The following is a 25,283-nucleotide window of genomic DNA, read 5'->3' as shown; positions in this document are numbered from 1 at the left end:
TTCGCAGGATCAGGCTCCCTTTGAACTCTCCCGCCCAACCGTCCGATGCCGCGAGCGCGCCGCTCGCGCTGACGAACAAACGCAGCGTCGAACTCGATGCGATCTTCTCCGCCGATGGCCTGCTCGCCCGCGCCATCGACGGCTATCGGCCGCGCGCATCGCAGATTGAAATGGCGCGCTCGGTCGCCGCGGCGATGGAAGCGTCCGGCCGCGCGATGCCCGAGCCCGCGATGTTCGAAGCGCAGCGCCGCCCCGCGCGCAAGCTCGGGCCGTCGGACAAGCCGCATGCGCCCGACGAAGAGACGGCCGACGACGTCGGCATCGCGACCGCGAAGGCCGCCATCGACGGCGGCGAGAACACGTTGATCGTCGAGGCCGGCACCGGCACGGGCAAGACCTACGCTTATCTCGTCCCGGCCATGTTGTGGGGCGGCAAGGTCATCGTCTCGACGGGTACGAAGCATCTGCAGGATCAGCTCTTCCAGCGCGATATTCCGACCGTGCGCGACGCGCTCGCCGTGCCGGTGTCGGTCGCGATGCTCAAGGGCCGCGCGAACTACCTCTGTCACTACTATCTGGGGCGCACCGCCGACAACGGCCGGCTGCCGTCGCGCCAGGACACGTCGCATCTGCAGGAGATCGTCCGCTTCGCGAAAATCACGCGCACGGGCGACAAGGCCGAGCTCGCGAGCGTCCCCGAAAACTCGCCCGTCTGGCCGATGGTCACCTCCACGCGCGACAACTGCCTCGGTCAGGAGTGTCCGCACTACAAGGACTGCTTCGTGATGCAGGCGCGCAAGGAGGCGCAGCAGGCCGATATCGTCGTGGTGAATCACCATCTGTTCTTCGCCGACGTGATGTTGCGCGATACCGGCATGGCCGAATTGCTGCCGATGGCCAACACCATCATCTTCGACGAAGCGCATCAGTTGCCCGAAACGGCGACGCTCTTCTTCGGCGAGACGCTTTCCACCACGCAACTGCTGGAACTGGCGCGCGATACCGTCGCGGAGGGCCTGAGCCACGCGCGCGACGCGGCCGACTGGACCAAGCTCGGCGCGGCGCTGGAGCGGGCGGCGCGTGATTTGCGGCTCGCGTTCAAGGAAGATTCGGCGCGCTTTTCGCTCGGCCAGCTTCCGGACGGGCATCCGCTCTTCGAGGCGCTCGACACGCTCGAAACGCACCTCGATGCGCTCGCGGCGGCGCTGTCGTCGCATGCGGAGCGGGCAGAATCGCTGCAGGCGCTCGTGCGGCGCGCGCGCGAGTTGCAGGACTTGCTCGCGGGCTGGACCACGCCGCCGACGCCGCTCGAACGCGCCGTCGCGGACGACGAAGACACCGCGCAACAGACGGCGAAGGACGAGCCGAATGAGATGGTGCGCTGGGTCGAGGTGTTCTCGCACACGGTGCAGTTGCACGAGACGCCGCTATCCGTGGCGCCGATCTTCGCGAAGCAGCGCGCGGGCGTGCCGCGTGCGTGGATCTTCACGTCGGCGACGCTTTCGGTGCGCGGCGACTTCACGCACTACGCGGCGCAAATGGGCCTGAACGCGCGCCGTTCGATGACGCTGCCGAGCCCGTTCGATTATCCGACGCAAGGGTTGCTGTACGTGCCGCGCAATCTGCCGCAGCCGTCGTCGCCACAATTCACGGATGCCGTCTTCGAGGCGGCGCTCCCAGTGATCGAGGCGGCCGGCGGCGGCGTGTTCGTGCTGTGCACGACGCTGCGCGCGGTCGATCGCATTTCGGCGCGGCTGCGCGACGTGATCGAGCGTCGCGGCTGGCAGAATCCGCTGCTGGTTCAGGGCGATGCGAGCCGCACGGAACTGCTCGACCGCTTCCGTGCATACGGCAACGCGATTCTCGTGGGCAGCCAGAGCTTCTGGGAAGGCGTCGATGTGCGCGGCGATGCGCTCTCGCTCGTCGTGATCGACAAGCTGCCGTTCGCGCCGCCGGACGATCCGGTGCTGGCCGCGCGCCTCGATGCGCTCACAAAAAAAGGACTGAGCCCGTTCGCCGTGCATCAGTTGCCGCAGGCGGTCATCACGCTGAAGCAGGGCGCGGGTCGACTGATTCGCGCGGAAACGGATCGCGGCGTGCTGATGATCTGCGACACGCGCCTCGTCGACAAACCGTACGGACGGCGCATCTGGCAAAGCCTGCCGCCGTTCAAGCGCACGCGCGAGCTCGATGTCGTGCGCGCGTTCTTCAGCGATTCGCGCAGCTCGGCGGTGGAACTGGCCGACTAGCCTTCCGTGACGCTGCGCACGTTGAAGATCGCCTGAGCGAGCCGCGCGGCGCGCTCGGCTGCGGCCTCGTCGGCGCCACGCGCGAGGCGCACGCGCATCGATTGACGGCCGTATGCGCCGTCGAAGCTCGGCCGCGTGGCAGCCTTGCTGGCAACGGGCTTCGGCGCGGTTTCGCCGCGTCGCCCCGGCGCGTCGGCGAAAATGCGCGCGTTGACGATCGCGCCCGGCTTGACGCGGATCCCGTTCGACGCCAGCACGCGGTTGACCTCGGCCGCCAACGGCTGCGCCCGTTCCCGCGACTGCAAGTCACCGCGAAACTCACGGATGGCGCGCGCGTCGGGAAAGCCGTCGCGTTCGGCGTCGATACGCGCGAATCGCTGCAGGCCGATACTGTCGATGAGCGCGTCCGCGCAATCACGATCGGACAGACCGAACCAGCTTTGCAGCAGGCAAATCCGCAGCATGCGCTCGGTGTGCACCCGCGCCTCGAGGTTCGGCTGGACGATCGCGCACAGCGTCGGCCAGGGCAGCAAGGAATCCATCGTGTCGAGAAATGCGTCGCGCTGGGTGCGCGGAACCGTTACAGCCATGCTGGTCTCTTGCAGAAAACGTGTTGCAGACGAGGGCTCGCTTCGCACGGATGCCTGCGAACGCCTTCAGGATTGCTAAATTTTGTTGCGGGATTCTGTTGCCGGACTTTGTTGCCAAATGGCAAAAATCTGGACGAAAAAATAGGGCGATTCAACGCCCTTGCAAACGAAGCCGGCGCAAGCGCGCCGGCCGTTCGACATGCATTACCAGATCTGATACCAGGGCTTGTCCGTGCCCGGACGACGCTTGCCGGTGACATACGGGCTGTCTGGGAACGTCGCGGCGAGCACGCGCTTGGTGTCGTCGGCGAGTTGCGGCTGATCGAGCCTCTGATACGACATCATCATGATGTGCAGCGCGTCTTCGGTAGCCGGGGCGTTCTTGTATTCGCGAATGGCGAGTTGCGCCCGGTTGATCGCGGCCACATACGCGCCACGGCGGAAGTAGTAATCGGCGGCATGCACTTCATGCGAAGCCAGCGCGTTCACGATATAGCGCATGCGCTGGGCGGCGTCCGGCGCGTACTTGCTTTGCGGATACTTGTCGACGACCACCTTGAACGCGTCATACGACTCGCGCAGCGACTTCGGATCGCGCTCGCTCATGTCCTGGCCGGAGAAGCGGCCGAAGAGACCGAGGTCGTCGTTGAAGTGGATCATGCCCTTCAGATAATACGCATACGCGATATCCGGATGATCCGGATGCAGGCGGATGAAACGGTCGATGGCCTGATCCGCCGAGGCGGTTTCGCCGTCCTTCCAGTTGCAGTACGCGACGTTGATCTGCGCCTGCTGCGCGAAGTGGCCGAACGGGTCGCGGCCTTCGAGCGCCTCGAAATACTTGGCGCACTTGCCCCAGTCGCTGCCGGATAGCGCGTCCTGGGCCTCCGTATATAATTTGTTGTTATTCCACGTTGCCGTTTCGTCGGTTTTCTCGGGCAGGCCGTGGCAGGCCGTGACGATGGCGACGCTCGCGGCCAGCGCCAGATACTTGATCGATCGCTGCATCGCTTGATGAATGGTGTTGAAGGCTCGCATCAGTGCTTGCATTTCCTGGGCTGATTTCTGGCTTGCTTCTTAACTAATTCCAACTGTGTGCGGCAGTGCTTCCGGTGCAGTCTTTTGCGCGCGGCGCGCTGCTCGGTCGATCGCCTCGTTTCGCCCCGTTTCGTCATTCGCAACGGTCGCGCGTGATGACTCGTCAGGCTGTCGGCTTCCTGTCGGCTTCGATAGAGACCGCGGTCTGCTTCCCGTCAATCTCTCGTTCACATGACTCGCTCAAGTACTCGTCGTACCAAAGACCAACTCAAAGATTATAGCCCATGCGCCAACGGCGACGACTCGGCTTTGCCCGAATCGGAAGCCGGCGCGGGCCCGCAACAAGGCGCCGACGCGCCTCGCACGGCGCGCGTGCCCGACGAACTCGCGGGCGACCGGCTCGACAAGGTGCTTGCCAAGGTTTTCCCGGAGTTTTCGCGCAGTCGTCTGCAAAGCTGGATCGAAGAGGGCCGCGTGCTGGTCGACGGCGCGAGCGCGAAAGTGCGCCAGCCGGTGCCGCTCGGCGCGACCATTTCGCTCGTCCCTGACCTGTTGCCCGAGCAACTCGCCTTCACGCCCGAGCCGGTGCCGCTCGACATCGTGTACGAAGACGACGCGCTCGTCGTCATCAACAAGCCCGCGGGAATGGTCGTGCATCCCGCGGCCGGCAACTGGAGCGGCACGCTGCTGAACGGCCTGCTGCATCGTTACGGCAGTGCCGCGGCCGGCTTGCCGCGCGCGGGCATCGTGCATCGGCTGGACAAGGAGACGTCCGGGCTGATGGTCGTCGCGCGCACGCTCGAAGCGCAAACGGACCTCGTGCGCCAGTTGCAGGCGCGCACGGTGAAGCGCCGTTATGTCGCTTTCGTGTGGGGCACCATGCCGGAGGACGGCACCATCGACGCGCCCATCGGCCGCGATCCGCGCGAACGCACGCGCATGGCGGTCGTGCAGAGCGCGGCGGGCAAGCCGGCGCGCACGCACTTTCGCACCATCGACCGGGCGAGGTGGCAAGGCCAGCCGGTGAGCGCCATTCATTGCGATCTCGAAACGGGCCGCACGCACCAGATTCGCGTGCATTGCGCGCACGTCGGACATCCGCTTCTGGGCGATCCGGTCTACGGGCGCGCGCGCGGCAAGCGTTCGGTGACGCCGCTGCCGGACGGCTTCGCGCGGCAGGCGCTGCATGCGTGGCGGCTCGGCCTGATCCATCCGGTGACGGGCAAGGCCGTGCACTGGCGCGCCGACGTGCCCGAGGATATGACCGCGCTCGCCGCCGCACTCGGATTCGGACGCGAAGACGAAGCGGAATTCGACGACGAAGACGAAGACGAGGAGTTCGTGCAGGTCTACGAGGCGGACGAAGACTGGGAAGAGGGCGAGGGCGACGACGATTACGAGGACGACGAAGCATGACCGATTCACACGCGGCGCAGCCATACGCATTGGACCCGAAACACTGCCTCTGGCCGCAATGGCGCGTGGCGCCGCGCGTCCACGCGTTCGTGACGACGCGCGCGGGCGGCGTGAGCGAGGCGCCGTATGACGGCGGCGCGCCGCAAGCGGGCGGTTTGAATCTGGGCCTTTCGACCGGGGATGCGCCCGCCGCCGTGCAGGAGAACCGCCGCCGCGCGCTCGCGCTGACCGGCGCGCGCGACGCCGCGTGGCTCGAACAGATCCACGGCACGCAAGTCGAAGACGCCCACGCGGTCATCGAGGCGCGCGCGTCAGGGCCGACGCGCGCCGACGCGAGCGTGACGGATCGCGCGGGCATCGTCTGCGTCGTGATGACGGCGGACTGCCTGCCCGTGCTCTTCTGCGATGACGAAGGCCGGGCGGTCGGCGCGGCGCATGCGGGCTGGCGCGGGCTCGCTGGCGGCATCGTCGAGAAGACGGGCGAGCGCGTGGCGGCGCTCGCCGGCACGCCGACATCGGCACTGAACGCTTATCTGGGACCGGCGATCGGACCGAATGCGTTCGAGGTCGGCGAAGACGTGCTCGACGCGTTCGTCGCCGCGAGTCGGGCACAAAGCCGGGACGCGACCGCCGCCGCATTCAAGGCCGCCGGCGCGCCCGGCAAATACTTCGCGGATATTTACGCGCTCGCGCGGTTGCGGCTCGCCGATATCGGCATCGACGCGGCGCGCATTCACGGTGGCACGCACTGCACCGTGACCGAAGAAACGCGCTTCTATTCCTACCGGCGCGACCGCGTGACGGGCCGCATGGCCGCGATGATCTGGCTCGCCGATTGATCGGAAAAGCCGCATCACCGAACGCCCGAAACCGCGCGGCAAAAAGGCATTTCTTTCATGGGGGAAAACGATAATTATAAAAACATCGCACTGCGGCAAAATCGGGACGAAGCATTGACATGCTTGACGCCCAAGCGCAAGAATGTTCCCAGATTTGTGTTCAATCGGGCACGGCGTAGCGAGGGCGGCTCCCGCCCGGCGCGCAAAGGCGCACCCATACTTTCGCGCGCTGGCCGAGACGGCCCGGCAATGCCTGCATCAGCAATCAGTCTTTCGAGACTCAGAGGTCAAAGGCGGGTATGGCTTCCAAAACATCCTCTTCATCTTCCCGCTCCCGTACCGCCGCCGAAGACAGCACCCCGGCGCAGCCAGCAGCCGACAACACGGCAGGCGTACAGCAGGCATTCGACCAATGGTTGAATGCGTGGCGCGCGGTCGCCGATCCGGCGCAGTGGGCGAAATTCACTCAACAGACGAATCCGGCGAATCCGGCGGCTGATGGCGCGTCCGCGAACGGCGGCGCTTCGCCTTCTTCCGCATTCGGCGGTTTCCCGTTCCAAGGTTTCGGCGGTCTTCCGGGCGCGTTCCCGGGTAGATTCCCGACCGCTTTTCCGACCATCGCGAGCATGCCGCAGATGCCGGACCTCGCGAAGATGAACGGTCTCGCCGAATTCGCGAAGCTCGCGAGCAGCATGCCGGGCTTCGGCGCGGCGATGCAGGGCCTGCCGACGTTGCCGAAGATTCCGACGGCGGCCATCGCGCCCGAGCGCCTGCATCAACTGCAAAGCGACTACACGCGCGACGTCGGCGAACTGATGAAACAGGCGAGCGGACAGAGCATCGATCCGGCTGCGCTCAAGGATCGGCGTTTCAAGGACACCGCGTGGCAATCGACGCCCGCGTTCGCATTCACGGCCGCATGGTATCTGCTGAACGCGCGCTATCTTCAGGAACTCGCCGACGCCGTGCAGAGCGATCCGAAGACGCGCGAGCGCATTCGCTTCGCCGTGCAGCAGTGGGCCGCCGCGGCCGCGCCGAGCAACTATCTCGCGCTGAATCCCGAGGCGCAGAAGGCGCTCATCGAAAGCAAGGGCGAAAGTCTGCGCCAGGGCATGCTGAACCTGCTCAACGACATGCAGCGCGGCAAGATCTCGCAGTCGGACGAATCGGTGTTCGCCATCGGCAAAAACGTCGCGACGACCGAAGGCGCGGTCGTGTACGAGAACGAGCTCATGCAGCTCATTCAGTACAAGCCGCTCGCGCCGAAGGTGTATGCGCGGCCGCTCTTGATCGTGCCGCCGTGCATCAACAAGTTCTACATCCTCGATCTTTCGCCGGAAGGCTCGCTCGTGCGTCATGCGCTCGAATCCGGCCAGCAGGTGTACATGATCTCGTGGCGCAATGCGGACCAGTCCATTGCTCACAAGACGTGGGACGATTATGTCGGCGAAGGCGTGATGCAGGCGATGAGCGTCGTCTCCGACATCTCGGGCGCGGACAAGATCAATACGCTCGGCTTCTGCATCGGCGGGACGCTGCTCGCCACGGCGCTCGCCGTCGAGAAGGCGCGCGGCAACGAGCCGGCCGCGTCGATGACCTTGCTCACCTCGATGCTCGACTTCTCCGACACGGGCGTGCTCGACGTCTTCGTCGACGAGGCGCACGTGGCCATGCGCGAGCAGACCATCGGCGGCAAGAACGGCGCGCCGCCGGGACTCATGCGCGGCATCGAGTTCGCGAACACGTTCTCATATCTGCGCCCGAACGATCTCGTGTGGAACTACGTCGTCGATAACTACCTGAAGGGCCGCACGCCGCAAGCGTTCGATCTGCTCTTCTGGAACAGCGATTCGACGAACCTGCCCGGTCCCATGTGCGTCTGGTATCTGCGCAACACGTATCTGGAGAACAAGCTGCGCGAGCCGGGCGCGGTGACGGTGCTCGGCGTGCCGATCGACTTGTCGACCATCACGACGCCCACATTCATCTACGGTTCGCGCGAAGACCATATCGTGCCGTGGAAGTCGGCGTATGCTTCGGCGCCGCTGCTCTCCGGGCCGCAGACCTTCGTGCTCGGCGCATCGGGGCATATCGCGGGCGTGATCAATCCGCCGTCGAAGAACAAGCGCAGTTTCTGGATGCTGGATAGCGCGGGCGAGCGCCTGCCGGAAACCGCCGACGCCTGGTTCGACGCCGCGAGCGAGCATCCCGGCAGCTGGTGGCCGACGTGGACGCAGTGGCTCGCCAAGCAGTCCGGCGAGCAGCAGAAGGCGAGCGCAGGGCTCGGCTCGAAGGATTATCCTGTGATCGAGGCGGCTCCGGGCCGTTACGTCCTCAAGCGCGACAGTTGACCGACGCGAACGGATCGGCCGCAGCCACACCGCTCTAACATTCGATGCCAAAGGAAACGGAAATGACTGACGTAGTGATCGTATCGGCCGCGCGCACCGCGGTTGGCAAATTCGGCGGCTCGCTTGCGAAGATCGCAGCGCCGGAACTCGGCGCCACCGTGATTCGCGCGGTGCTCGAGCGCGCGGGTCTGAAGCCCGAGCAAATCAGCGAAGTCATTCTGGGCCAGGTGCTGACCGCGGGCTCGGGGCAGAACCCGGCGCGCCAGTCGGTTATCAAGGCCGGCTTGCCGGAGATGGTCCCCGGCATGACGATCAACAAAGTTTGCGGCTCGGGACTCAAGGCAGTGATGCTCGCGGCCAACGCGATCATCGCGGGCGATTCCGAGATCATCGTCGCGGGCGGCCAGGAGAACATGAGCGCCGCGCCGCACGTGCTGCCCGGCTCGCGCGACGGCTTCCGCATGGGCGATGCGAAGCTCATCGACTCGATGATCGTCGATGGCCTCTGGGACGTCTATAACAACTACCACATGGGCACCACCGCAGAAAACGTCGCGAAGGAATACGGCATCACGCGCGAAGCGCAGGATGCGTTCGCCGCGCTGTCGCAGAACAAGGCGGAAGCCGCGCAAAAGGCCGGCCGCTTCAACGACGAAATCGTGCCCGTGTCGATCCCGCAGCGCAAAGGCGAGCCGATCCAGTTCGCCACGGACGAGTTCGTGCGCCACGGCGTCACCGCCGAAGCACTCGCGGGACTGAAGCCCGCGTTCTCGAAGGAAGGCACGGTGACGGCGGCGAACGCTTCGGGCATCAACGACGGCGCGGCGGCCGTGGTCGTGATGTCGGCGAAGAAGGCCGAAGCGCTGGGTCTCACGCCGCTCGCGCGCATCAAGGCGTACGCGAGCGCGGGCGTCGATCCGAAGATCATGGGCATGGGTCCGGTGCCGGCATCGAAGCGCTGTCTGGAACGCGCGGGCTGGAGCATCGACGATCTCGACCTGATGGAGATCAACGAAGCGTTCGCCGCGCAGGCGCTGGCGGTCCATAAGCAGATGGGCTGGGATCAGGAGAAGATCAACGTGAACGGCGGGGCGATCGCGATCGGGCATCCGATCGGCGCGTCGGGCTGCCGCATTCTGGTCACGCTGCTGCACGAAATGCAGAAGCGCGATGCGAAGAAGGGCCTGGCGTCGCTGTGCATCGGCGGCGGCATGGGCGTCGCGCTGGCGGTCGAGCGGCTGTAACACGGCAAGCGGCTGCAAGCCGCGTCGGAACGAAGAAAGGGACAAGCGGGCGGCGCCTTCGGGCGCGCACCGCATAACGAAAAGGGAGTCGAGCATGACGAAGCGCGTAGCGTATGTAACGGGCGGGATGGGCGGCATCGGCACCAGCATTTGCCAGCGGCTCCACAAGGACGGCTTCACGGTCGTGGCAGGCTGCGGGCCGAACTCGCCGCGCCGGGTGAAATGGCTCGAAGACCAGAAGGCGCTCGGCTTCGACTTCATCGCCTCCGAAGGCAACGTCAGTGACTGGGAATCGACCAAGAACGCGTTCGACAAGGTGAAGGCCGAAGTCGGCGAAGTCGACGTGCTCGTCAACAACGCGGGCATCACGCGCGATGTCGTGTTCCGCAAGATGACACACGAGGACTGGACCGCGGTCATCGATACGAATCTGACGAGCCTCTTCAACGTCACGAAACAGGTGATCGACGGCATGGTCGAGCGCGGCTGGGGACGGGTCATCAACATTTCGTCGGTGAACGGGCAGAAAGGCCAGTTCGGCCAGACGAACTATTCGACGGCCAAGGCCGGCATTCACGGCTTCACGATGGCGCTCGCGCAGGAAGTGGCGACCAAGGGCGTGACGGTCAACACGGTCTCGCCGGGCTATATCGGCACGGACATGGTGAAGTCCATTCGCCCGGAAGTGCTGGAGAAGATCGTCGCGACCATTCCGGTGCGGCGTCTCGGCACGCCGGACGAGATCGGCTCGATCGTCGCGTGGCTGGCGTCGGAGGAATCGGGTTTCTCCACCGGGGCGGATTTCTCGCTCAACGGTGGATTGCACATGGGCTGACGGGCCGCGATCGCCGGCGGGGCGCATGGGGCGTCCGCGCCGGCGAATGCCGCCTGCCGGATACATCAACGATGCGGCGAACCCGCAGCAACGCTTTTTTGCGACAACGCAAGACATGCTTGCTGCCATCGCAGTAAAGTCTCGCGTTTTGAAGGCGTTCAATGACCACCACGACTACTACAAAGAAATCCGCCGAACGACTCATCAAAAAATATCCGAACCGGCGGCTCTATGACACGGAGACGAGCACCTACATCACGTTGTCCGACGTGAAGCAGCTCGTGCTCGATCAGGAAGACTTCAAGGTGCTCGACGCCAAGTCCAACGACGACCTGACGCGCAGCATCCTTTTGCAGATCATTCTGGAAGAAGAGAGCGGCGGCTTGCCGATGTTCTCCTCGGTGATGCTCTCGCAGATCATCCGCTTCTACGGCCACGCCATGCAGGGCATGATGGGCACGTATCTGGAGAAGAACATTCAGGCGTTCATCGACATCCAGCAGAAGCTCTCGGAGCAAAGCAAGGGCATCTACGACGGCAACGCGCTCAATCCGGAAGTCTGGTCGCAGTTCATGAACATGCAGGCCCCGATGATGCAGGGCATGATGACGAGCTACATCGAGCAGTCGAAGAACATGTTCGTGCAGATGCAGGAGCAGATGCAGAATCAGGCGAAGACGATGTTCAACACGTTCCCGTTCCCGACGCCGACTGCGCCGTCAGGGGACAAGAAGTAGGCAAGCCGGGCGTCCTCGCTTCGGGCGAGCCGGCCCGGAAGGGCTTTCACGGATGCTCCGGGGTAAAATACGGGATTGGCCTCGTGCGTCCGGCGACGCCCCTCATCCGACCGTTTCCCCGTGAAAAATTCCCCAGATTCAATCGTCAAGACCCACTCCGCGCCGAAGATCGGCATGGTCAGCCTCGGCTGCCCGAAAGCCCTCGTCGATTCGGAGCAGATCATCACCCAGTTGCGCGCCGAGGGTTATCAAATCTCCGGCAGCTATGACGGCGCCGACCTCGTCGTCGTCAATACGTGCGGCTTCATCGACGAAGCGGTGCAGGAAAGCCTCGACGCCATCGGCGAGGCGCTCAACGAAAACGGCAAGGTCATCGTGACCGGCTGCCTCGGCGCGAAAAAGAGCGCGAGCGGCAGCGGGCTCATCGAAGAAGTGCATCCGAAGGTGCTGGCCGTGACCGGCCCGCACGCGACCAACGAAGTGATGAACGCGGTGCACGCGCACTTGCCGAAGCCGCACGATCCGTTCGTCGATCTCGTGCCGCCCGCCGGCATCAAGCTCACGCCGCGCCATTACGCGTATCTCAAGATTTCCGAAGGCTGCAACCATCGCTGCACGTTCTGCATCATTCCGTCGATGCGCGGCGATCTCGTATCGCGCCCCGTCGCCGAAGTGATGCTCGAAGCCGAGAATCTCTTCAAGTCGGGCGTGAAGGAACTGCTCGTCATCTCGCAGGACACGAGCGCGTACGGCGTCGACGTAAAGTACCGCACCGGCTTCTGGAACGGCAAGCCGCTCAAGACGCGCATGACCGAACTCGTCGGCGCGCTGGGCGAACTCGCCGCGCAATACGGCGCGTGGGTGCGCCTGCATTATGTCTATCCGTATCCGAGCGTCGATGAAGTCATCCCGATGATGGCGGAAGGGCCGCTCAAGGGCCACGTGCTGCCGTATCTCGACGTTCCGTTCCAGCACGCGCATCCCGAAGTGCTCAAGCGCATGAAGCGCCCGGCCAACGCCGAAAAGGTGCTGGAGCGCGTGAAGGCATGGCGCGCGATGTGCCCCGATCTGACGATTCGCAGCACGTTCATCGCAGGTTTTCCGGGCGAGACGGAAGAGCAGTTCCAGACGCTGCTCGACTTCATCGAGGAAGCGGATCTGGATCGCGTTGGCTGCTTCGCGTATTCGCCGGTCGAAGGCGCCACCGCAAATGAGCTCGACGGCGCGCTGCCCGACGACGTGCGCGAGGAACGCCGCGCGCGCTTCATGGAACTGGCCGAGGAACTGTCGGCGAAGCGCATGAAGAAGAAGGTCGGCAAGACGCTGAAGGTGCTTGTCGATGAAATCAGCGCGGAAGGCGGCATCGGGCGCACGGCGGCGGATGCGCCGGAAATCGACGGCGTCGTGTATATCGCGCCGCCGACGAAGGCGTCGAAGCGCTACAAGGCAGGCGACTTCGTTTCGGTGAAGATCACGGGCGCGGACGGCCACGATCTGTGGGGCGAGGTCTAAGCGATGACCCCGCAAACGCCCCACGCGCCGCACATCCTCGCGCTCGGCGAGGCGATGATCGAGTTCAATCAGGCGAGACGTGACGAGCCGACGTATCTGCAAGGTTTCGGCGGCGACGTATCGAACTTTCTGATCGCGGCGGCGCGGCAGGGCGCGGCGACGGGCTTCGTTTCGGCCGTCGGCAACGATGGTTTCGGGCAACTGCTGCTCGATCTGTGGCGCGCGGAAAACGTCGATACGTCCGCCGTTCGCGTCGATCCGGACGCGCCAACGGGCGTCTATTTCGTGTCGCACGGCGCGAGCGGGCATCGCTTCGACTATCTGCGCGCGGGGTCGGCGGCGAGCCGCTATGCGCCGTCGCATTTGCCGCTCGACATGATTGCGGCGGCAAAAGTCGTGCATCTGTCGGGCATCAGTCTCGCGATCGGCGTGAGCGCGTGCGATGCCGCGTTCGCGGCTATCGACCATGCGCGCAGCAACGGCGTGAAGGTCAGCTTCGACACGAACCTGCGCCTGAAGCTCTGGCCGCTCGCCCGCGCCCGCGCGGTGATGCTCGAAGCGATCCGCCAGAGCGATATCTGTCTGCCGAGCTGGGACGACGTCACCGTGCTCACGGGCCATGAAGACAAAGACGCCATCGTCGATACGCTGCTCGCGCTCGGCCCGAGAATCGTCGCGATGAAGCTCGGCCCGGAAGGCGCGTATATCGCGACGCCGGACGAGCGGCGCGTGGTGCCGGGCCGTGTCGTGAATGCGGTCGATGCAACCGGCGCGGGCGATTGCTTCGGCGGTGCGTTCATCGCGCGGCTCGTCGCGGGCGACGATCCTTTCGCGGCCGCGCACTACGCGAACGCGGCGGCGGCCTTGTCGACGCAAGGCTTCGGCGCGGTCGCGCCGATTCCGGACCGGGCGGCCGTCGAACGCGCGCTGGCGTGAGCTTTCATAAAATCATTCGATAGGCAAAGGAGACGACATGGAACGCGAAGTGGTGGTGGCAAGCGGCGTACGCACGGCAATCGGCGACTTCGGCGGCGCGCTCAAGGATTTCACGCCGACCGATCTCGGCGCGCGCGTGGTGCGCGAGGCGCTGTCCCGCGCGAGCGTCGCGGGCGAGGAAGTCGGACACGTCGTGTTTGGCAACGTGATCCAGACGGAGCCGCGCGACATGTATCTCGCGCGCGTCGCGGCGCTCGACGGCGGCGTGTCGCAGCACGCGCCCGCGCTCACCGTGAACCGGCTGTGCGGCTCGGGCTTGCAGGCAATCGTGTCGGCCGCGCAGTCGATTCTCCTCGGCGATGCGGACATCGCCATCGGCGGCGGCGCGGAAAACATGAGCCGCGCGCCGTACGTGATGCCCGCCGCGCGCTTCGGCCAGCGCATGGGCGACGCGCGCGTCGTCGACATGATGCTCGGCGCGCTCAACGACCCGTTCCACAAAATTCACATGGGCGTGACGGCGGAGAACGTCGCGAACAAGTACGGCATCACGCGCGAGGCGCAGGACGCGCTCGCGCTGGAATCGCACCGTCGCGCGGCCAACGCCATCGAATCCGGCTACTTCAAGGAGCAGATTCTGCCGATCACGCTCGCATCGAAGAAGGGCGACACCGTGTTCGATCGCGACGAGCACGTGCGCATGAACGCGACGGCCGAAGACTTCGCGAAGCTGAAGCCGGTATTCGCGAAGGAGAACGGCACGGTGACGGCGGGCAACGCGTCGGGCATCAACGACGCGGCGGCAGCCGTCGTGCTGATGGAACGCGGCGTCGCGGAAAAGCGCGGCGCGCGGCCGCTCGGGCGGCTCGTCGCGTACGCGCACGCGGGCGTCGATCCGACCATCATGGGCATCGGCCCGGTGCCGGCCACGCGCAAGGTGCTGGAGCGCGCGGGCCTTTCCGTCGACGATCTCGACGTGATCGAAGCCAACGAAGCGTTCGCCGCGCAAGCCTGCGCGGTCACGCAGGAACTGCGGCTCGATCCCGCGAAGGTGAACCCGAACGGCTCGGGCATTTCGCTCGGGCATCCGATCGGCGCGACGGGCGCGCTCATCACGGTGAAGGCACTGTACGAGCTGCAGCGCATCGGCGGGCGTTACGCGCTCGTGACCATGTGCATCGGCGGCGGGCAGGGGATCGCCGCGATCTTCGAGCGTATTTGACGTGGTATCGAAGGAAAGAAGGATGACAGAAGCAACGAAGGCAACGAATCGGCCGGGCTTGCGGGCCGCGCTGACGATGACCGCCGGCTTGGCCGCGGCGCTCGCGCTCGCGGGCTGCAATTCGCCGATGCCGCCGGATGCGTCAGCGTCGGCGTCGGCGAGCGCCCGGAGCGCGCTGACTGGCGAATCGTATGGCGCCGACAAGGCGATCCGGACGCTCGCGCTGCCGCCGCAAAAGCCGCTCGCGCCGAATCCGGAGTACGCGCGCTTCCCGCGCTACGTGGGCACGCTCGGCGGCAAGCAGATCGAGATGAAGCTCGGCGCCAAGACCGACGACGCGTCCGGCGTGCACGGCGAGTATCGCTTCGCCGGCAGCCCGACGGTGATCCTCGTGGCGGGCGACCGCGACGGCGAAACGCTCGAAATCGAGGAGTCGAACGACGGGACGCACATTACCGGCAACTGGGTCGGCAAGTTCGAGGCGGACGGAAGCGTCTCGGGCGAACGCATGGACCCGGACGATTCGAACGCGCAGCCTTTCGAAATGCGGCCTGCCGTCGCTGGCGTGACGCTGCCTCGCGCGCCGGTCAGCACCGGCGCCGCCGCTGCGCCCGCCGCGCCTTCGCTCGAACCCGCGCCGCCTGCGTTGCCTTCCTCGCCGCCGAACGCCGTGGGCGGCACGACGAACGTCATCATCGGCGAATAACGCCTTCTTTCATCCACGCTGACAGCCAGCCCATGACCGATTTCAGCAGCAAGGACCGAGACCTGCAAACGCGCATCGTCCAGCCGGACGACCGCATCACGCCCGGCTTCGAGTCGTTCTCCGTGCCGGTGGCGCGGGCCTCGACGGTCGTTTTTCCGGATCTCGCGACCATGCGCGCGCTGGTCTGGAGCGACGACTCGAAGTGGCGCTACGGCCTGCACGGCACGCCGACGACGATCGCGCTCGCGCAGCGCCTCGCCGCGATCGAGGGCGGCGAGCATGCGCTCTTGCAGCCGTCCGGCCTCGCGGCGATCTCCAACGTGTACTTTGGCCTCGTGAAAGCGGGCGATCACGTGCTCGTGCCGGACAACGCGTACTCGCCGAATCGCGAGCATGCGGACTGGCTCGCGAGCGACTTCGGGCTCGAAGTCAGCTACTACGATCCGATGATCGGAGCCGGCATCGCCGATTCGATCCGTCCCAACACGAAGCTCATCTGGCTCGAAGCGCCCGGCTCGGTCACGATGGAAGTGCAGGACGTGCCGGCCATCGCCGCGGTCGCGCGGGCACGCGGCATCGTGACGGCCATCGACAACACGTTCTCGGCGGGACTCGCGTTCAAGCCGTTCGATCACGGCGTCGATATCTCGGTGCAGGCGCTGACGAAGTATCAGTCGGGCGGCAGCGACATTCTGATGGGCGCAACCATCACGCGCGACGTCGAATTGCACAAGAAGCTCAAGCGCGCGCGCATGCGACTGGGCGTCGGTGTGTCGGCGGACGATGCATCGCTCGTCTTGCGCAGCCTGCCTTCGATGAAACTGCGTTATGAAGCGCACGACCGCTCCGCGCTCGCGCTCGCGCGGTGGCTTAAGACGCGCACAGAAGTGGCCGCGGTGTTGCATCCCGCGCTCGACGATTGCCCCGGCCACGAGTTTTTTGCACGCGACTTTTCGGGCGGCGCGGGCGGTCTGTTCTCGATCGTGTTGGATGCCCGATACAGCGCCGAACAGGTCGATGCGTTCGTCGAGGCGCTCGAACTGTTTTCGATCGGCTGGAGCTGGGGCGGCGCGCATAGCCTCGCGATGCCCTACAACGTGCGCTCGATGCGCACCGCGTCGCAATGGCCGCACGAAGGCGTGCTCGTGCGGCTCTACGTGGGACTCGAAGACGAAGCGGATTTGCGCGCGGACATCGAATCCGCGCTCGGCAAGGCGTTCGCGTAATTAGAACAGGCGAAGCAGGCCGTCCAGTCCGACGAAGTTGAACGCGACGCTCGCCGACTCGCGCACGACGGGCTTCGCGCGAAACGCCACGGACAGGCCGGCTTCGGCCATCATCTTCAGATCGTTGGAGCCGTCGCCCATTGCAATCGCCCGCTTCGGATCGATGCCGATCTTCGTGCACGTCTCAAGCAGCGTGCGCGCCTTAAAATCGGCATTCACGATTTTACCGATGACCTTGCCGGTCAGCTTGCCATCGACGATTTCGAGCGTGTTCGCGCGCGTGTAGTCGAGTCCGAGGCGCGTCTTCAGGCGCTCGGTGAAGAACGTGAATCCGCCGGATACCAGCAGCGTCTTCAGTCCCGCCGCGCGCGCGCCTTCCAGCATGCGCTCCGCGCCCGGCGACAGTCGCAGGCGTTCTTCATAGACGCGTTCGAGCGCCGTGGCGTCGAGCCCCTGCAAAAGCGCGACGCGGCGCGTGAGGCTTTCATTGAAGTCCTTGATCTCGCCGCGCATCGACGCTTCCGTGATGGCGGCGACTTCGGCCTTCAGCCCGCAAAAGTCCGCGATCTCGTCGATGCATTCGATGGTGATCAGCGTCGAGTCCATGTCCATGGCGACGAGACCGAAATCGGAAAGCTGCGCTTGCGGCTCGATGTAGGCGTAGTCGAGCGCGTGCGTTCCGCAATAGGCATCGACGTCGGGACGTTGAAGCGGATCGGCATCGACGAGGCGCAAGAGCGTGTCGTCGATACGTGAAGCCGTGCGCGAGCGGGCGAGGGCGGCAAGCGGCCGCAAATGCGAATCGGCGATCGGGGCGGGGCTTTGAATGACGAGGTTCATCGGAGCGGTTCGTTGTCGAGCGATGGCGCGGGAAGCAGGTATTGTACGGGGCGGGTGTTGTTTCGACGCCGTGCGGTCATCCTCGGCATTTTGCATGCGGCATAGGGCGTGCGGCATGCGGCACGCAAAACGCGAACCTCGCTACCGCATGACCGCAGCCGGCTCGACTTGCCAATACGGCACCTCGCCGAACCGCTTTGCGAGATGTACGGGCGGGGCGCTACCTCACGCCGGGCGAGCAGCGTTGGCATCTTGCATGGGGCATAGGGCATGCTGCATGCAAATCGCGGAACTCCCTACCGCACGACCGCAGCCTACTCGACGTCTCAGTACGGCGGGTGACCGAACCGCCTCGCGAGCAGTATGCGAGGGGCGCTACGTCGACGCCGCGCGGGCATCCTTGGCATTTTGCATTCGGCATAGCGCGTGAGCCATGCAAAACGCAAGACTTGCTACCGCATCACCGCAGCCGGCTCGACTTGCCAATAAGGCGGCTCGCCGAGCCGCTTTGCGTGATGTACGGGCGGGGCGCTACCTCAACGCCGGGCGAGCCGCATTGGCATCTTGCATGCCGCATAGGGCACGCAGCATGCAAAACACAGAACTCCCTACCGCACGACCGCAGACTATTCGACGTCTCAATACGGCGGCTGGCCGAACCGCCTCGCGAGATGTACGCGCGCGAGGCGCTACCTCGACGCCGGGCGGCATACTTGGCATTTCGCATGCGGCATGACGCATGCGGCATGCAAAAGGCAATACACAAAACTCGCTACCGCATCACCGCCGCCGGCTCGACGTCCCAATAAGGCGGCTCCCCGAACCTTCCCGCAAGAAACTCGATGAACGCCAGCGTCTTCGGCGGAACGAACGCGCGACTCGGATACACCGCCCAGATCGCGACCGTCTGCGCGATCGGATAATCATCGAGCACGGTGACGAGTTCTCCGCTCGCCAGCAACGGCGCCACGCTCCACGTCGACTTCAGCCCGATGCCGATGCCCGCCGCGAGCGCATCGCGAATCACTTCGCCGTTGTCCGTGACGAGCCGGCCGGACACGCGCACATCGATCACGCCCGTCGGCGTCACGAAACTCCAGTCGCGCTGATCCGCGAGAATCACGCATTCGTGCTGTGCCAGATCGGCGGGATGGCGCGGCGTGCCGTGTTTCTCCAGATAAGCGGGCGACGCGCATAGCACGCGGCGATTGCTGGCGAGCTTGCGCGCGACGAGCGTCGAGTCCTTCAACGCGCCGATGCGTATCGCGAGGTCGATGCCTTCATCCACAAGATCGACGATCTGATCCGTCATGCGCAAGTCCATCGTCACGCTTGGATACTGCGCGAGGAATGCCGGAATCAGCGGCGAGATGTGCTGACGGCCAAGCGATGAGGGCATCGTCACGCGCAGCCTCCCGTGCGGTTCCGCGAGCGCCCGGCCGACCGACGCGCGCGCCGCATCCGCCGCGTCGAGCAACTGGCGCGCATGCGCCGCGAAAATCTCGCCTTCCTGCGTGACGCTCACGCGCCGCGTCGTCCGATGCAGCAGCCGCGCGCCCAGCATTCGTTCCAGGCCCGCGATGCGCGCGCTCGCCACGGCCGGCGACAAGCCGAACTCCCGCGCGGCCGAGGACAGGTTCGAGAGCGCCGCCGCCCGCACGAAAAGGCTCACGTCGAGCAAATCGAGCCGGTCTCGCGCGTGTCCTTCAACCCAAGCGTCGCTCGCCATTTGATGGATTCCACGAAAAATGTTTCATGCATTATCGCGGTTTTCCGATAGCGTGGCGCACGCTACGATGCAGTCACCGTTTGCATTAAGAATCCAAAGTCACCTCAACAAGGACACATCATGAAAGCCATCGGTCTGACACGTTACTTGCCCATTTCGAATCCCGAATCGCTCATCGACATCGAACTCGACAAGCCCACGCCGACCGGCCGTGATCTGCTCGTCAGAATCGAGGCCATCGCGGTGAATCCTGTCGACACGAAAGTGCGCGCGCCGAAGGACAAGGTCGAAGAAACGCCGCGCGTGCTCGGCTGGGACGCGGCCGGCGTCGTGGAAGCCGTCGGTCCGGACGTCTCGCTCTTCAAAGTGGGCGATGCCGTGTACTACGCCGGCGACATCACGCGGCAAGGCGCGAACAGCGAATTCCATCTGATCGACGAGCGCATCGTCGGCGCAAAGCCGAAGTCGCTCGACTTCACGCACGCGGCCGCGCTCCCGCTCACCACGCTCACGGCATGGGAAGCATTGTTCGACCGGCTGAAGGTGTCCGCCGAAGGCAAGGACGCGGGCAAGACCGTGCTCATCATCGGCGGCGCGGGCGGCGTCGGTTCGATCGGCATTCAGCTCGCCAAGCAAGTGGCGAAGCTGCACGTCATCGCGACGGCGTCGCGGCCCGAGTCGGCGAAATGGGCGACGGAGCTGGGCGCGGATCGCATCGTCAATCACTTCGAGGACATTCCGGCGCAACTGAAGGACGCCGGCATTCTTCAAGTCGACTATGTGCTCATCTTCAACGACACCGACAAGCATTTCCCGGCCGCGGCCGAAGTCGTGAAGCCGCAGGGCAGCATCTGCACGATCGTCGAGAACGCGGCGCCGCTTCCCGTCGAACTGCTGAAGGCGAAGAGCGCGGCGTTCCACTGGGAGTTCATGTTCACGCGCGCGATGTTCCAGACGCCCGACATGATCGAGCAGCACAAGCTGTTGTCCGAAGTGGCGCGGCTGATCGACGCAGGCACCATCCGCACGACGCTCGGCAAGAACCTCGGAAAGATCAACGCCGCGAATCTGCGAGAAGCGCATCGCCTTCTGGAAGAAGGGCGCGCGATCGGCAAGCTGGTGATGACCAGTTTCTGAAACGCTTCGGCGCAATTTTTCCGGCATGCGCGGGCTCGGGTTTTCCCCGACGAAGCCCGCGCATCCTCGGCGCTAGACTGACTCCGCCTTAAGCCGATCCGGCGCCCGCCGCGCCGGATTGCTCTCGCGCTTATTCAGGAGATGCCGGATGAATCGACTCTCGAACGCAGTGCGCGGCGCGTGTGCAGCCGTGGTCGCTTGCGGGCTGCTTGCGACGGCGCACGCCACGCCCGGCATCCGCGTGTTGTCCGAAGCGCCCAACGACGGGCCGATCAAATACACGGTCAAGATGACGTCGAAAACCTTCGGCAACGAGCAGGAGACGCGCACCATCCGCTCCGGCGAGAGCGACGACTTCACCTGGCAGGCGTCCGCGCCCAAGGGCGCGCAGGCGGTGCCGGACGGGTGCCCTCAGCTTTCGTCGATCCCGCGTGGCGCAGACGGCGCAGCCGTGCGTCAGGTGCAGATTCGCTTTGCGCCCGTCGTCGCGGACAACGGCTCGGCCAACGTGCAGTTGAGCTTTCGCGCGTACGCGCCGAAGGGCACAAGCAAGGTCACGGTCGCAGGCAAGGCGTTGCAGTGTCCCGTCGATTCCCGCGTCAGCCAGATCGTGCGTTTCAGCATGCCGACGTCGACCGGCTCGAAGAAGACCGTCACGCTCGACGACGGCACTCAGTTGACCATCACCGCGAGCCGGAAGTAAGCCGCTCGCGCCGCGTATCTACGCGGCACGCCGTCACGCAACTAACGGTCTTTGTCACCCACCGGCGCGAATGACAGGCGGTGCCCATCGTTGGCATCCTTCCTGCTACCAGAACCGATGCGCATGGCGTCGCGCCCGATCGCGCCGCCGACATGCCAACCGCCAACGCATCGACCGTTCCGTCAGCGAGGTAATCGCGATGCCGCACATGATCTGGAAAGGCGCGATCAGCTTCGGGCTGGTCCACGTGCCTGTGCAACTCTATCCGGCCACACAGTCGGAGAAGGTCGGCTTCAATCTGCTCGATAAACGGTCGATGGATCCTATCGGCTACAAGCAGATCAACAAGAACACCGGCAAGGACGTCACGCGCGACAACATCGTGCGAGGCTTCGAGTACGAGAAGGGCAAGTACGTCGTGATGACCGACGCCGAAATCCGCGCGGCCAATCCCGAATCGACGCAGACAGTCGATATCCTCTCGTTCGTCGATGCCCCCGAGATCTCGTTCCTTTCGCTCGACACGCCGTATTACCTCACGCCCGACCGCAAGGGCGAAAAGGTCTATGCGCTCCTGCGCGACGCGTTGAAGGATACCGGCAAGGTCGGCATCGCGAGCGTCGTGCTGCATAACAAGCAGCATCTTGCCGCGCTGATCCCGGTCGGCCCCGCGCTTGCGCTCAACACGCTGCGCTGGGGCGACGAAGTGCGCGACTTCAGCCAGTTCACGTTTCCGGACGAAGACACCAAGAAGGCCGGCGTCACGACGAAGGAACTGGACATGGCCAAGCGTCTTATCGACGACATGAGCGACTCGTGGGACCCGACCAAGTATCACGACACCTTCCGCGACGACATCATGGCGCTCGTCGAGAAGAAGGTGAAGGAAGGCAAGGTCGCCGAAGTGATGAAGTTCGAGGAAGGCGGCGAGGCGAAGGCGAGCGCAGACATTCTCGACTTGTCCGAACTGCTCAAGCGTAGCCTGAAGAAAGGCGGCGCAACGAAGCGCGGCGGCGGCTCAAGCAATGCCGACGACGGCGGCGACGACGCGGGCAAGGACGCCAGCGAGGAACCCGCGCGCCCGGCGCGCAAGACGGCGCGTCGCAAGCGCGCTTAGCGCGAGATAAGCGCCATCGGACGACACAAGGACTTCACGACGATGACGGGCAAGCTCGAAACCTATCAGCGGATGCGGCGTTTCAACGAAACGCCCGAGCCTTCGGGCGAAAAGACCGCCGCGCGCAAGACGGCGCGCCGCAAGAAGGCGCCCGCGCAGGCGCTTTCTTTCGTGATTCAGGAACACGACGCGCGGCGGCTGCACTACGACTTCCGGCTCGAACTCGACGGCACGCTGAAATCGTGGGCCGTGCCCAAAGGGCCGAGCCTCGATCCGTCGGTGAAGCGGCTGGCGGTGCATGTCGAAGATCACCCGATCGACTACGGCTCGTTCGAAGGCGCCATTCCCGAGGGCAATTACGGCGCGGGCAGCGTCATCGTATGGGATCGCGGAACGTGGGCGCCGCAGACCGGCACCGCCGAAGACGCCGCCCGCGAGTACGAGAAAGGCAAGCTCAAGTTCACGCTCGACGGCGAGAAGCTGCACGGCGGCTGGACGCTCGTGCGCAGTCACATGCGCGGCAGCGGCGACAAGGAACAGTGGTTCCTCATCAAGGAACGCGACGAGGAAGCGCGGCCCGAATCCGAATACGACGTACTCCTGAAGAAACCCGGCAGCGTGCTGTCCGACTCGCTCGGCGCGCGGCTCGAAAACGGCGAACTGCGCGATCGCAACGAGCGCAAGGCGAAGCCGGCGGCGCGAAGAACGGTGCCGCGCCCGCCGAGCGACGCATCGAACGGTCACGCGCATCCGGATATCGTCGCGACGCGCAACAGCGAATCGCTGCGGGCGCTGTCGCACGATCCGGCCATAGAAGGCGCCGAAAAGGCCAAGCTCCCCGCGCTCCTGAAGCCGCAACTCGCCACCCTGGTCGATGCCGCGCCGCCCAGCGACGAGTGGTCCTATGAGATCAAGTTCGACGGCTATCGCGTGCTCGCGCGCATCGAGCGGACCAAGGGCAAGAGCGATATCCGCATCTTCACGCGCAACGGCAACGACTGGACGGCCAAGTTTCCGAAGCAGGTGAAGGCGCTGGAGAAGCTCGATATCGACAGCGGCTGGCTCGACGGCGAAGCGGTCGTGCTCGACGACCGCGGCTTGCCGGACTTTCAGGCGCTGCAGAACGCGTTCGATGTCGGGCGGCCGCAGGGCATCGTCGTGTACTTCTTCGACCTCGCGTTTCTGAACGGCTACGACCTGCGCAACGTGCCGCTCGTGCAGCGCCGTGCGCTATTGAAAGCGATCGTCGAACCGGTCGACGACCCCGCCTTGCGCTATTCCGAAGACTTCGCCTTCAGCGCCGACGACCTGCTCAAGAGCGCGTGCGACATGGCGCTCGAAGGGATCATCGGCAAGCGGATCGACTCGACGTATGTCTCCGGGCGCAGCAACTCGTGGATCAAGCTCAAGTGCCGGCGTCGGCAGGAGTTCGTCGTCGCGGGTTACTCGGAGCCGTCCGGCAGCCGCGGAGCGTTCGGCGCGCTTCTGCTCGGCGTGTACGACGCGAAGGGCAAGCTGCAATACGCGGGGCGCGTGGGCACCGGCTTCGATCACGCAACGCTCGTCGCAATCAAGAAGGAGCTCGACAAGCGCGAGACGGATCGCATGCCGTTCGAGAAAGAGCCGCAGGAACGCAGCCGCACGCCGGTGCATTGGGTGAAGCCCGAACTCGTGGCCGAGTGCAATTTCGCGGAATGGACCAAGGAGCGCATCGTGCGACAAGCATCGTTCGTCAGTCTGCGCGACGATAAACCCGCGCGGCAGATCGTGAAGGAAGAGCCGGCATCGGCCGAAAAGGTCGATGCCGAGGAAGAGAAGACAGTGACGCCCAAAGCGCGAAAGACGGCGGCGAAGACCGCGGAAAAGACAGCGGCCAAAACAGCCGCCAAAACGGCCGCCACAACGGCCGCCACAACGGCCTCGAAGTCCCGCGCGAGCGCGACCGAAATCGAAGGCGTGAAGATCAGCCATCCGGACCGCGTCATCGACAAGTCGACGGGCCTGAGAAAGATCGATGTGGTCGAATACTACGCGTCGATTGCCGAATGGATGCTGCCGCACTTGCAGGATCGGCCGGTTTCGCTCGTGCGCGCGCCCGACGATATCGGCGGCGAACTGTTCTTTCAGAAGCACAGCGCGCGGCTCGCGATTCCGCATATCACGCAGCATCCGGACGTCGATCCCGGGCATCCGCCGCTTCTCACGGTCGAATCGGCGCAGGCGCTCGTCGGCACCGCGCAGATGGGCACGATCGAACTGCATACGTGGAACTCGGTGGCGTCGAACATCGAGAAGCCGGATCGCATGGTGTTCGATCTCGATCCGGGCGAGGGCGTCGGCTGGGATCGCATGGTGGAAGCGGCGAAGCTAACGCGCGACTTGCTGGAAGAGCTCGGGCTAACGTCTTTCTGCAAGACGAGCGGCGGCAAGGGGCTGCATGTGGTCGTGCCGCTCGCCAAGCAGGCAGGCTGGGACGAGATGAAGGGCTTCTCGCAGGCCGTCGCGCAGTTCATGGCCAAGACGCTGCCGAAATTTTTCTCGGCGAAAATGGGCATGCAGAATCGGCAGGATAAAATTTTCGTCGATTATCTGCGCAACAATCGCGGGTCCAGCACGGTCTGCGCGTTCTCGCTGCGGGCGCGGCCGGGCATGGGCGCGTCGATGCCGATCAGTTGGGACGAACTCGACGACACCACGCGCGGCGACCAGTGGAACATCGGCAATGCGCGCGAGCGGATGGACGCGCTCACCGCCGATCCCTGGGAAGGCTATGCCAAGGCGCGCCAGCGGCTCACGGCGCAGATGAAAAAGCGCCTGGGCATCGACGGCTCGCGCGGGTGATTCACAAAACCGGAG

The 25,283-nt window shown here is 65.0% G+C and carries 20 protein-coding genes; 16 read left to right on the top strand and 4 right to left on the bottom strand.

The features are described from left to right. Positions 1-20 precede the first annotated feature (20 nt). Positions 21-2,249 (top strand): ATP-dependent DNA helicase, encoded by a 2,229-nt coding sequence (locus tag JYK05_RS07080; protein WP_206466494.1) that lies wholly within the window; start codon positions 21-23, stop codon positions 2,247-2,249. Here JYK05_RS07080 and JYK05_RS07075 read toward each other — a convergent pair. Both JYK05_RS07075 and JYK05_RS07070 read right to left on the bottom strand, forming a co-directional pair. Next, positions 2,246-2,839 (bottom strand): transposase, encoded by a 594-nt coding sequence (locus JYK05_RS07075; protein WP_206466493.1) that lies wholly within the window; start codon positions 2,837-2,839, stop codon positions 2,246-2,248. The two genes, JYK05_RS07080 and JYK05_RS07075, sit on opposite strands and share 4 nt — an antisense overlap. A gap of 204 nt (positions 2,840-3,043) precedes the next feature. Then, positions 3,044-3,847, bottom strand: a complete 804-nt coding sequence (locus JYK05_RS07070; protein ID WP_371747414.1) for an outer membrane protein assembly factor BamD — start codon at positions 3,845-3,847, stop codon at positions 3,044-3,046. Between the two features lie 261 nt (positions 3,848-4,108). Between JYK05_RS07070 and JYK05_RS07065 the strand changes: the two genes are divergently transcribed. From JYK05_RS07065 to JYK05_RS07015, 11 genes are all read left to right on the top strand, one after another. Then, positions 4,109-5,293, top strand: coding sequence for an RluA family pseudouridine synthase (locus JYK05_RS07065; RefSeq protein ID WP_206466491.1), 1,185 nt, complete (start codon positions 4,109-4,111; stop codon positions 5,291-5,293). After that, complete coding sequence (gene pgeF / locus JYK05_RS07060) at positions 5,290-6,132, top strand: peptidoglycan editing factor PgeF (RefSeq protein WP_206466490.1); 843 nt, start codon at positions 5,290-5,292, stop codon at positions 6,130-6,132. The genes JYK05_RS07065 and pgeF overlap by 4 nt, the downstream gene beginning before the upstream one ends. A gap of 299 nt (positions 6,133-6,431) precedes the next feature. Beyond that, positions 6,432-8,483, top strand: coding sequence for a class I poly(R)-hydroxyalkanoic acid synthase (phaC, locus tag JYK05_RS07055; protein ID WP_206466489.1), 2,052 nt, complete (start codon positions 6,432-6,434; stop codon positions 8,481-8,483). A gap of 62 nt (positions 8,484-8,545) precedes the next feature. Continuing rightward, on the top strand, positions 8,546-9,727 hold the full coding sequence (locus tag JYK05_RS07050) for an acetyl-CoA C-acetyltransferase (protein WP_175940418.1): 1,182 nt from the start codon (positions 8,546-8,548) through the stop codon (positions 9,725-9,727). Between the two features lie 94 nt (positions 9,728-9,821). Continuing rightward, positions 9,822-10,562, top strand: coding sequence for a 3-ketoacyl-ACP reductase (locus JYK05_RS07045; protein ID WP_175940417.1), 741 nt, complete (start codon positions 9,822-9,824; stop codon positions 10,560-10,562). A gap of 161 nt (positions 10,563-10,723) precedes the next feature. Further along, positions 10,724-11,299: a polyhydroxyalkanoate synthesis repressor PhaR gene (gene phaR / locus JYK05_RS07040; protein ID WP_175940416.1), complete on the top strand. Its 576-nt coding sequence runs from the start codon at positions 10,724-10,726 to the stop codon at positions 11,297-11,299. Between the two features lie 174 nt (positions 11,300-11,473). Then, on the top strand, positions 11,474-12,811 hold the full coding sequence (gene rimO, locus JYK05_RS07035; protein WP_206468240.1) for a 30S ribosomal protein S12 methylthiotransferase RimO: 1,338 nt from the start codon (positions 11,474-11,476) through the stop codon (positions 12,809-12,811). A 3-nt stretch (positions 12,812-12,814) separates the two neighbouring features. Then, on the top strand, positions 12,815-13,747 hold the full coding sequence (locus JYK05_RS07030; RefSeq protein WP_206466488.1) for a sugar kinase: 933 nt from the start codon (positions 12,815-12,817) through the stop codon (positions 13,745-13,747). Between the two features lie 37 nt (positions 13,748-13,784). Next, on the top strand, positions 13,785-14,969 hold the full coding sequence (bktB, locus tag JYK05_RS07025; RefSeq protein ID WP_206466487.1) for a beta-ketothiolase BktB: 1,185 nt from the start codon (positions 13,785-13,787) through the stop codon (positions 14,967-14,969). Positions 14,970-14,991: 22 nt separating this feature from the next. Then, positions 14,992-15,675, top strand: a complete 684-nt coding sequence (locus JYK05_RS07020; RefSeq protein WP_241269773.1) for a hypothetical protein — start codon at positions 14,992-14,994, stop codon at positions 15,673-15,675. 32 nt (positions 15,676-15,707) lie between these two features. Then, entirely contained in the window at positions 15,708-16,901 is a 1,194-nt protein-coding gene (locus JYK05_RS07015) for a cystathionine beta-lyase (RefSeq protein ID WP_175940412.1), read from the top strand. On the opposite strand, the gene serB is transcribed toward JYK05_RS07015, so the two are convergent. Together serB and JYK05_RS07005 are read right to left on the bottom strand one after the other, a co-directional pair. After that, the gene (gene serB, locus JYK05_RS07010) at positions 16,902-17,741 is read right to left on the bottom strand and encodes a phosphoserine phosphatase SerB (protein WP_206466486.1); all 840 of its coding nucleotides are present in this window, start codon (positions 17,739-17,741) and stop codon (positions 16,902-16,904) included. It lies immediately after the preceding gene. A gap of 772 nt (positions 17,742-18,513) precedes the next feature. Further along, the gene (locus tag JYK05_RS07005) at positions 18,514-19,470 is read right to left on the bottom strand and encodes a LysR family transcriptional regulator (RefSeq protein ID WP_175940410.1); all 957 of its coding nucleotides are present in this window, start codon (positions 19,468-19,470) and stop codon (positions 18,514-18,516) included. A gap of 120 nt (positions 19,471-19,590) precedes the next feature. On the opposite strand from JYK05_RS07005, the gene JYK05_RS07000 reads away from it, so the two are divergent. The 4 genes from JYK05_RS07000 to ligD all read left to right on the top strand — a co-directional run bounded on the left by JYK05_RS07000 (position 19,591) and on the right by ligD (position 25,268). Next, positions 19,591-20,607, top strand: a complete 1,017-nt coding sequence (locus JYK05_RS07000; RefSeq protein ID WP_175940409.1) for a zinc-binding alcohol dehydrogenase family protein — start codon at positions 19,591-19,593, stop codon at positions 20,605-20,607. A gap of 148 nt (positions 20,608-20,755) precedes the next feature. Beyond that, positions 20,756-21,310: a DUF6013 family protein gene (locus tag JYK05_RS06995; protein WP_175940408.1), complete on the top strand. Its 555-nt coding sequence runs from the start codon at positions 20,756-20,758 to the stop codon at positions 21,308-21,310. Between the two features lie 199 nt (positions 21,311-21,509). Continuing rightward, positions 21,510-22,427, top strand: a complete 918-nt coding sequence (locus JYK05_RS06990; RefSeq protein ID WP_175940407.1) for a Ku protein — start codon at positions 21,510-21,512, stop codon at positions 22,425-22,427. A 42-nt stretch (positions 22,428-22,469) separates the two neighbouring features. Next, positions 22,470-25,268: a DNA ligase D gene (ligD, locus tag JYK05_RS06985; RefSeq protein ID WP_206466485.1), complete on the top strand. Its 2,799-nt coding sequence runs from the start codon at positions 22,470-22,472 to the stop codon at positions 25,266-25,268. Positions 25,269-25,283 lie beyond the last annotated feature (15 nt).

Source organism: Caballeronia sp. M1242, from assembly GCF_017220215.1.
GTDB lineage: Bacteria > Pseudomonadota > Gammaproteobacteria > Burkholderiales > Burkholderiaceae > Caballeronia.
The sequence above is the reverse complement of the archived record's forward strand: the minus strand, read 5'-3'. Positions and strand labels throughout refer to the sequence as shown.

Excerpts from the sequence above, each read along its gene's own strand:
- JYK05_RS07020 (WP_241269773.1), top strand. The coding sequence starts at position 14,992 with ATGACAGAAGCAACGAAGGCAACGAATCGGCCGGGCTTGCGGGCCGCG.
- pgeF (WP_206466490.1), top strand. The coding sequence starts at position 5,290 with ATGACCGATTCACACGCGGCGCAGCCATACGCATTGGACCCGAAACAC.
- serB (WP_206466486.1), bottom strand. The coding sequence starts at position 17,741 with ATGAACCTCGTCATTCAAAGCCCCGCCCCGATCGCCGATTCGCATTTG.
- JYK05_RS07070 (WP_371747414.1), bottom strand. The coding sequence starts at position 3,847 with ATGCAGCGATCGATCAAGTATCTGGCGCTGGCCGCGAGCGTCGCCATC.
- JYK05_RS07005 (WP_175940410.1), bottom strand. The coding sequence starts at position 19,470 with ATGGCGAGCGACGCTTGGGTTGAAGGACACGCGCGAGACCGGCTCGAT.
- JYK05_RS07065 (WP_206466491.1), top strand. The coding sequence starts at position 4,109 with ATGACTCGCTCAAGTACTCGTCGTACCAAAGACCAACTCAAAGATTAT.
- JYK05_RS06990 (WP_175940407.1), top strand. The coding sequence starts at position 21,510 with ATGCCGCACATGATCTGGAAAGGCGCGATCAGCTTCGGGCTGGTCCAC.
- JYK05_RS07050 (WP_175940418.1), top strand. The coding sequence starts at position 8,546 with ATGACTGACGTAGTGATCGTATCGGCCGCGCGCACCGCGGTTGGCAAA.
- JYK05_RS07030 (WP_206466488.1), top strand. The coding sequence starts at position 12,815 with ATGACCCCGCAAACGCCCCACGCGCCGCACATCCTCGCGCTCGGCGAG.
- phaC (WP_206466489.1), top strand. The coding sequence starts at position 6,432 with ATGGCTTCCAAAACATCCTCTTCATCTTCCCGCTCCCGTACCGCCGCC.
- JYK05_RS06995 (WP_175940408.1), top strand. The coding sequence starts at position 20,756 with ATGAATCGACTCTCGAACGCAGTGCGCGGCGCGTGTGCAGCCGTGGTC.
- JYK05_RS07000 (WP_175940409.1), top strand. The coding sequence starts at position 19,591 with ATGAAAGCCATCGGTCTGACACGTTACTTGCCCATTTCGAATCCCGAA.
- JYK05_RS07045 (WP_175940417.1), top strand. The coding sequence starts at position 9,822 with ATGACGAAGCGCGTAGCGTATGTAACGGGCGGGATGGGCGGCATCGGC.
- ligD (WP_206466485.1), top strand. The coding sequence starts at position 22,470 with ATGACGGGCAAGCTCGAAACCTATCAGCGGATGCGGCGTTTCAACGAA.
- bktB (WP_206466487.1), top strand. The coding sequence starts at position 13,785 with ATGGAACGCGAAGTGGTGGTGGCAAGCGGCGTACGCACGGCAATCGGC.
- JYK05_RS07075 (WP_206466493.1), bottom strand. The coding sequence starts at position 2,839 with ATGGCTGTAACGGTTCCGCGCACCCAGCGCGACGCATTTCTCGACACG.
- JYK05_RS07015 (WP_175940412.1), top strand. The coding sequence starts at position 15,708 with ATGACCGATTTCAGCAGCAAGGACCGAGACCTGCAAACGCGCATCGTC.
- phaR (WP_175940416.1), top strand. The coding sequence starts at position 10,724 with ATGACCACCACGACTACTACAAAGAAATCCGCCGAACGACTCATCAAA.
- rimO (WP_206468240.1), top strand. The coding sequence starts at position 11,474 with ATGGTCAGCCTCGGCTGCCCGAAAGCCCTCGTCGATTCGGAGCAGATC.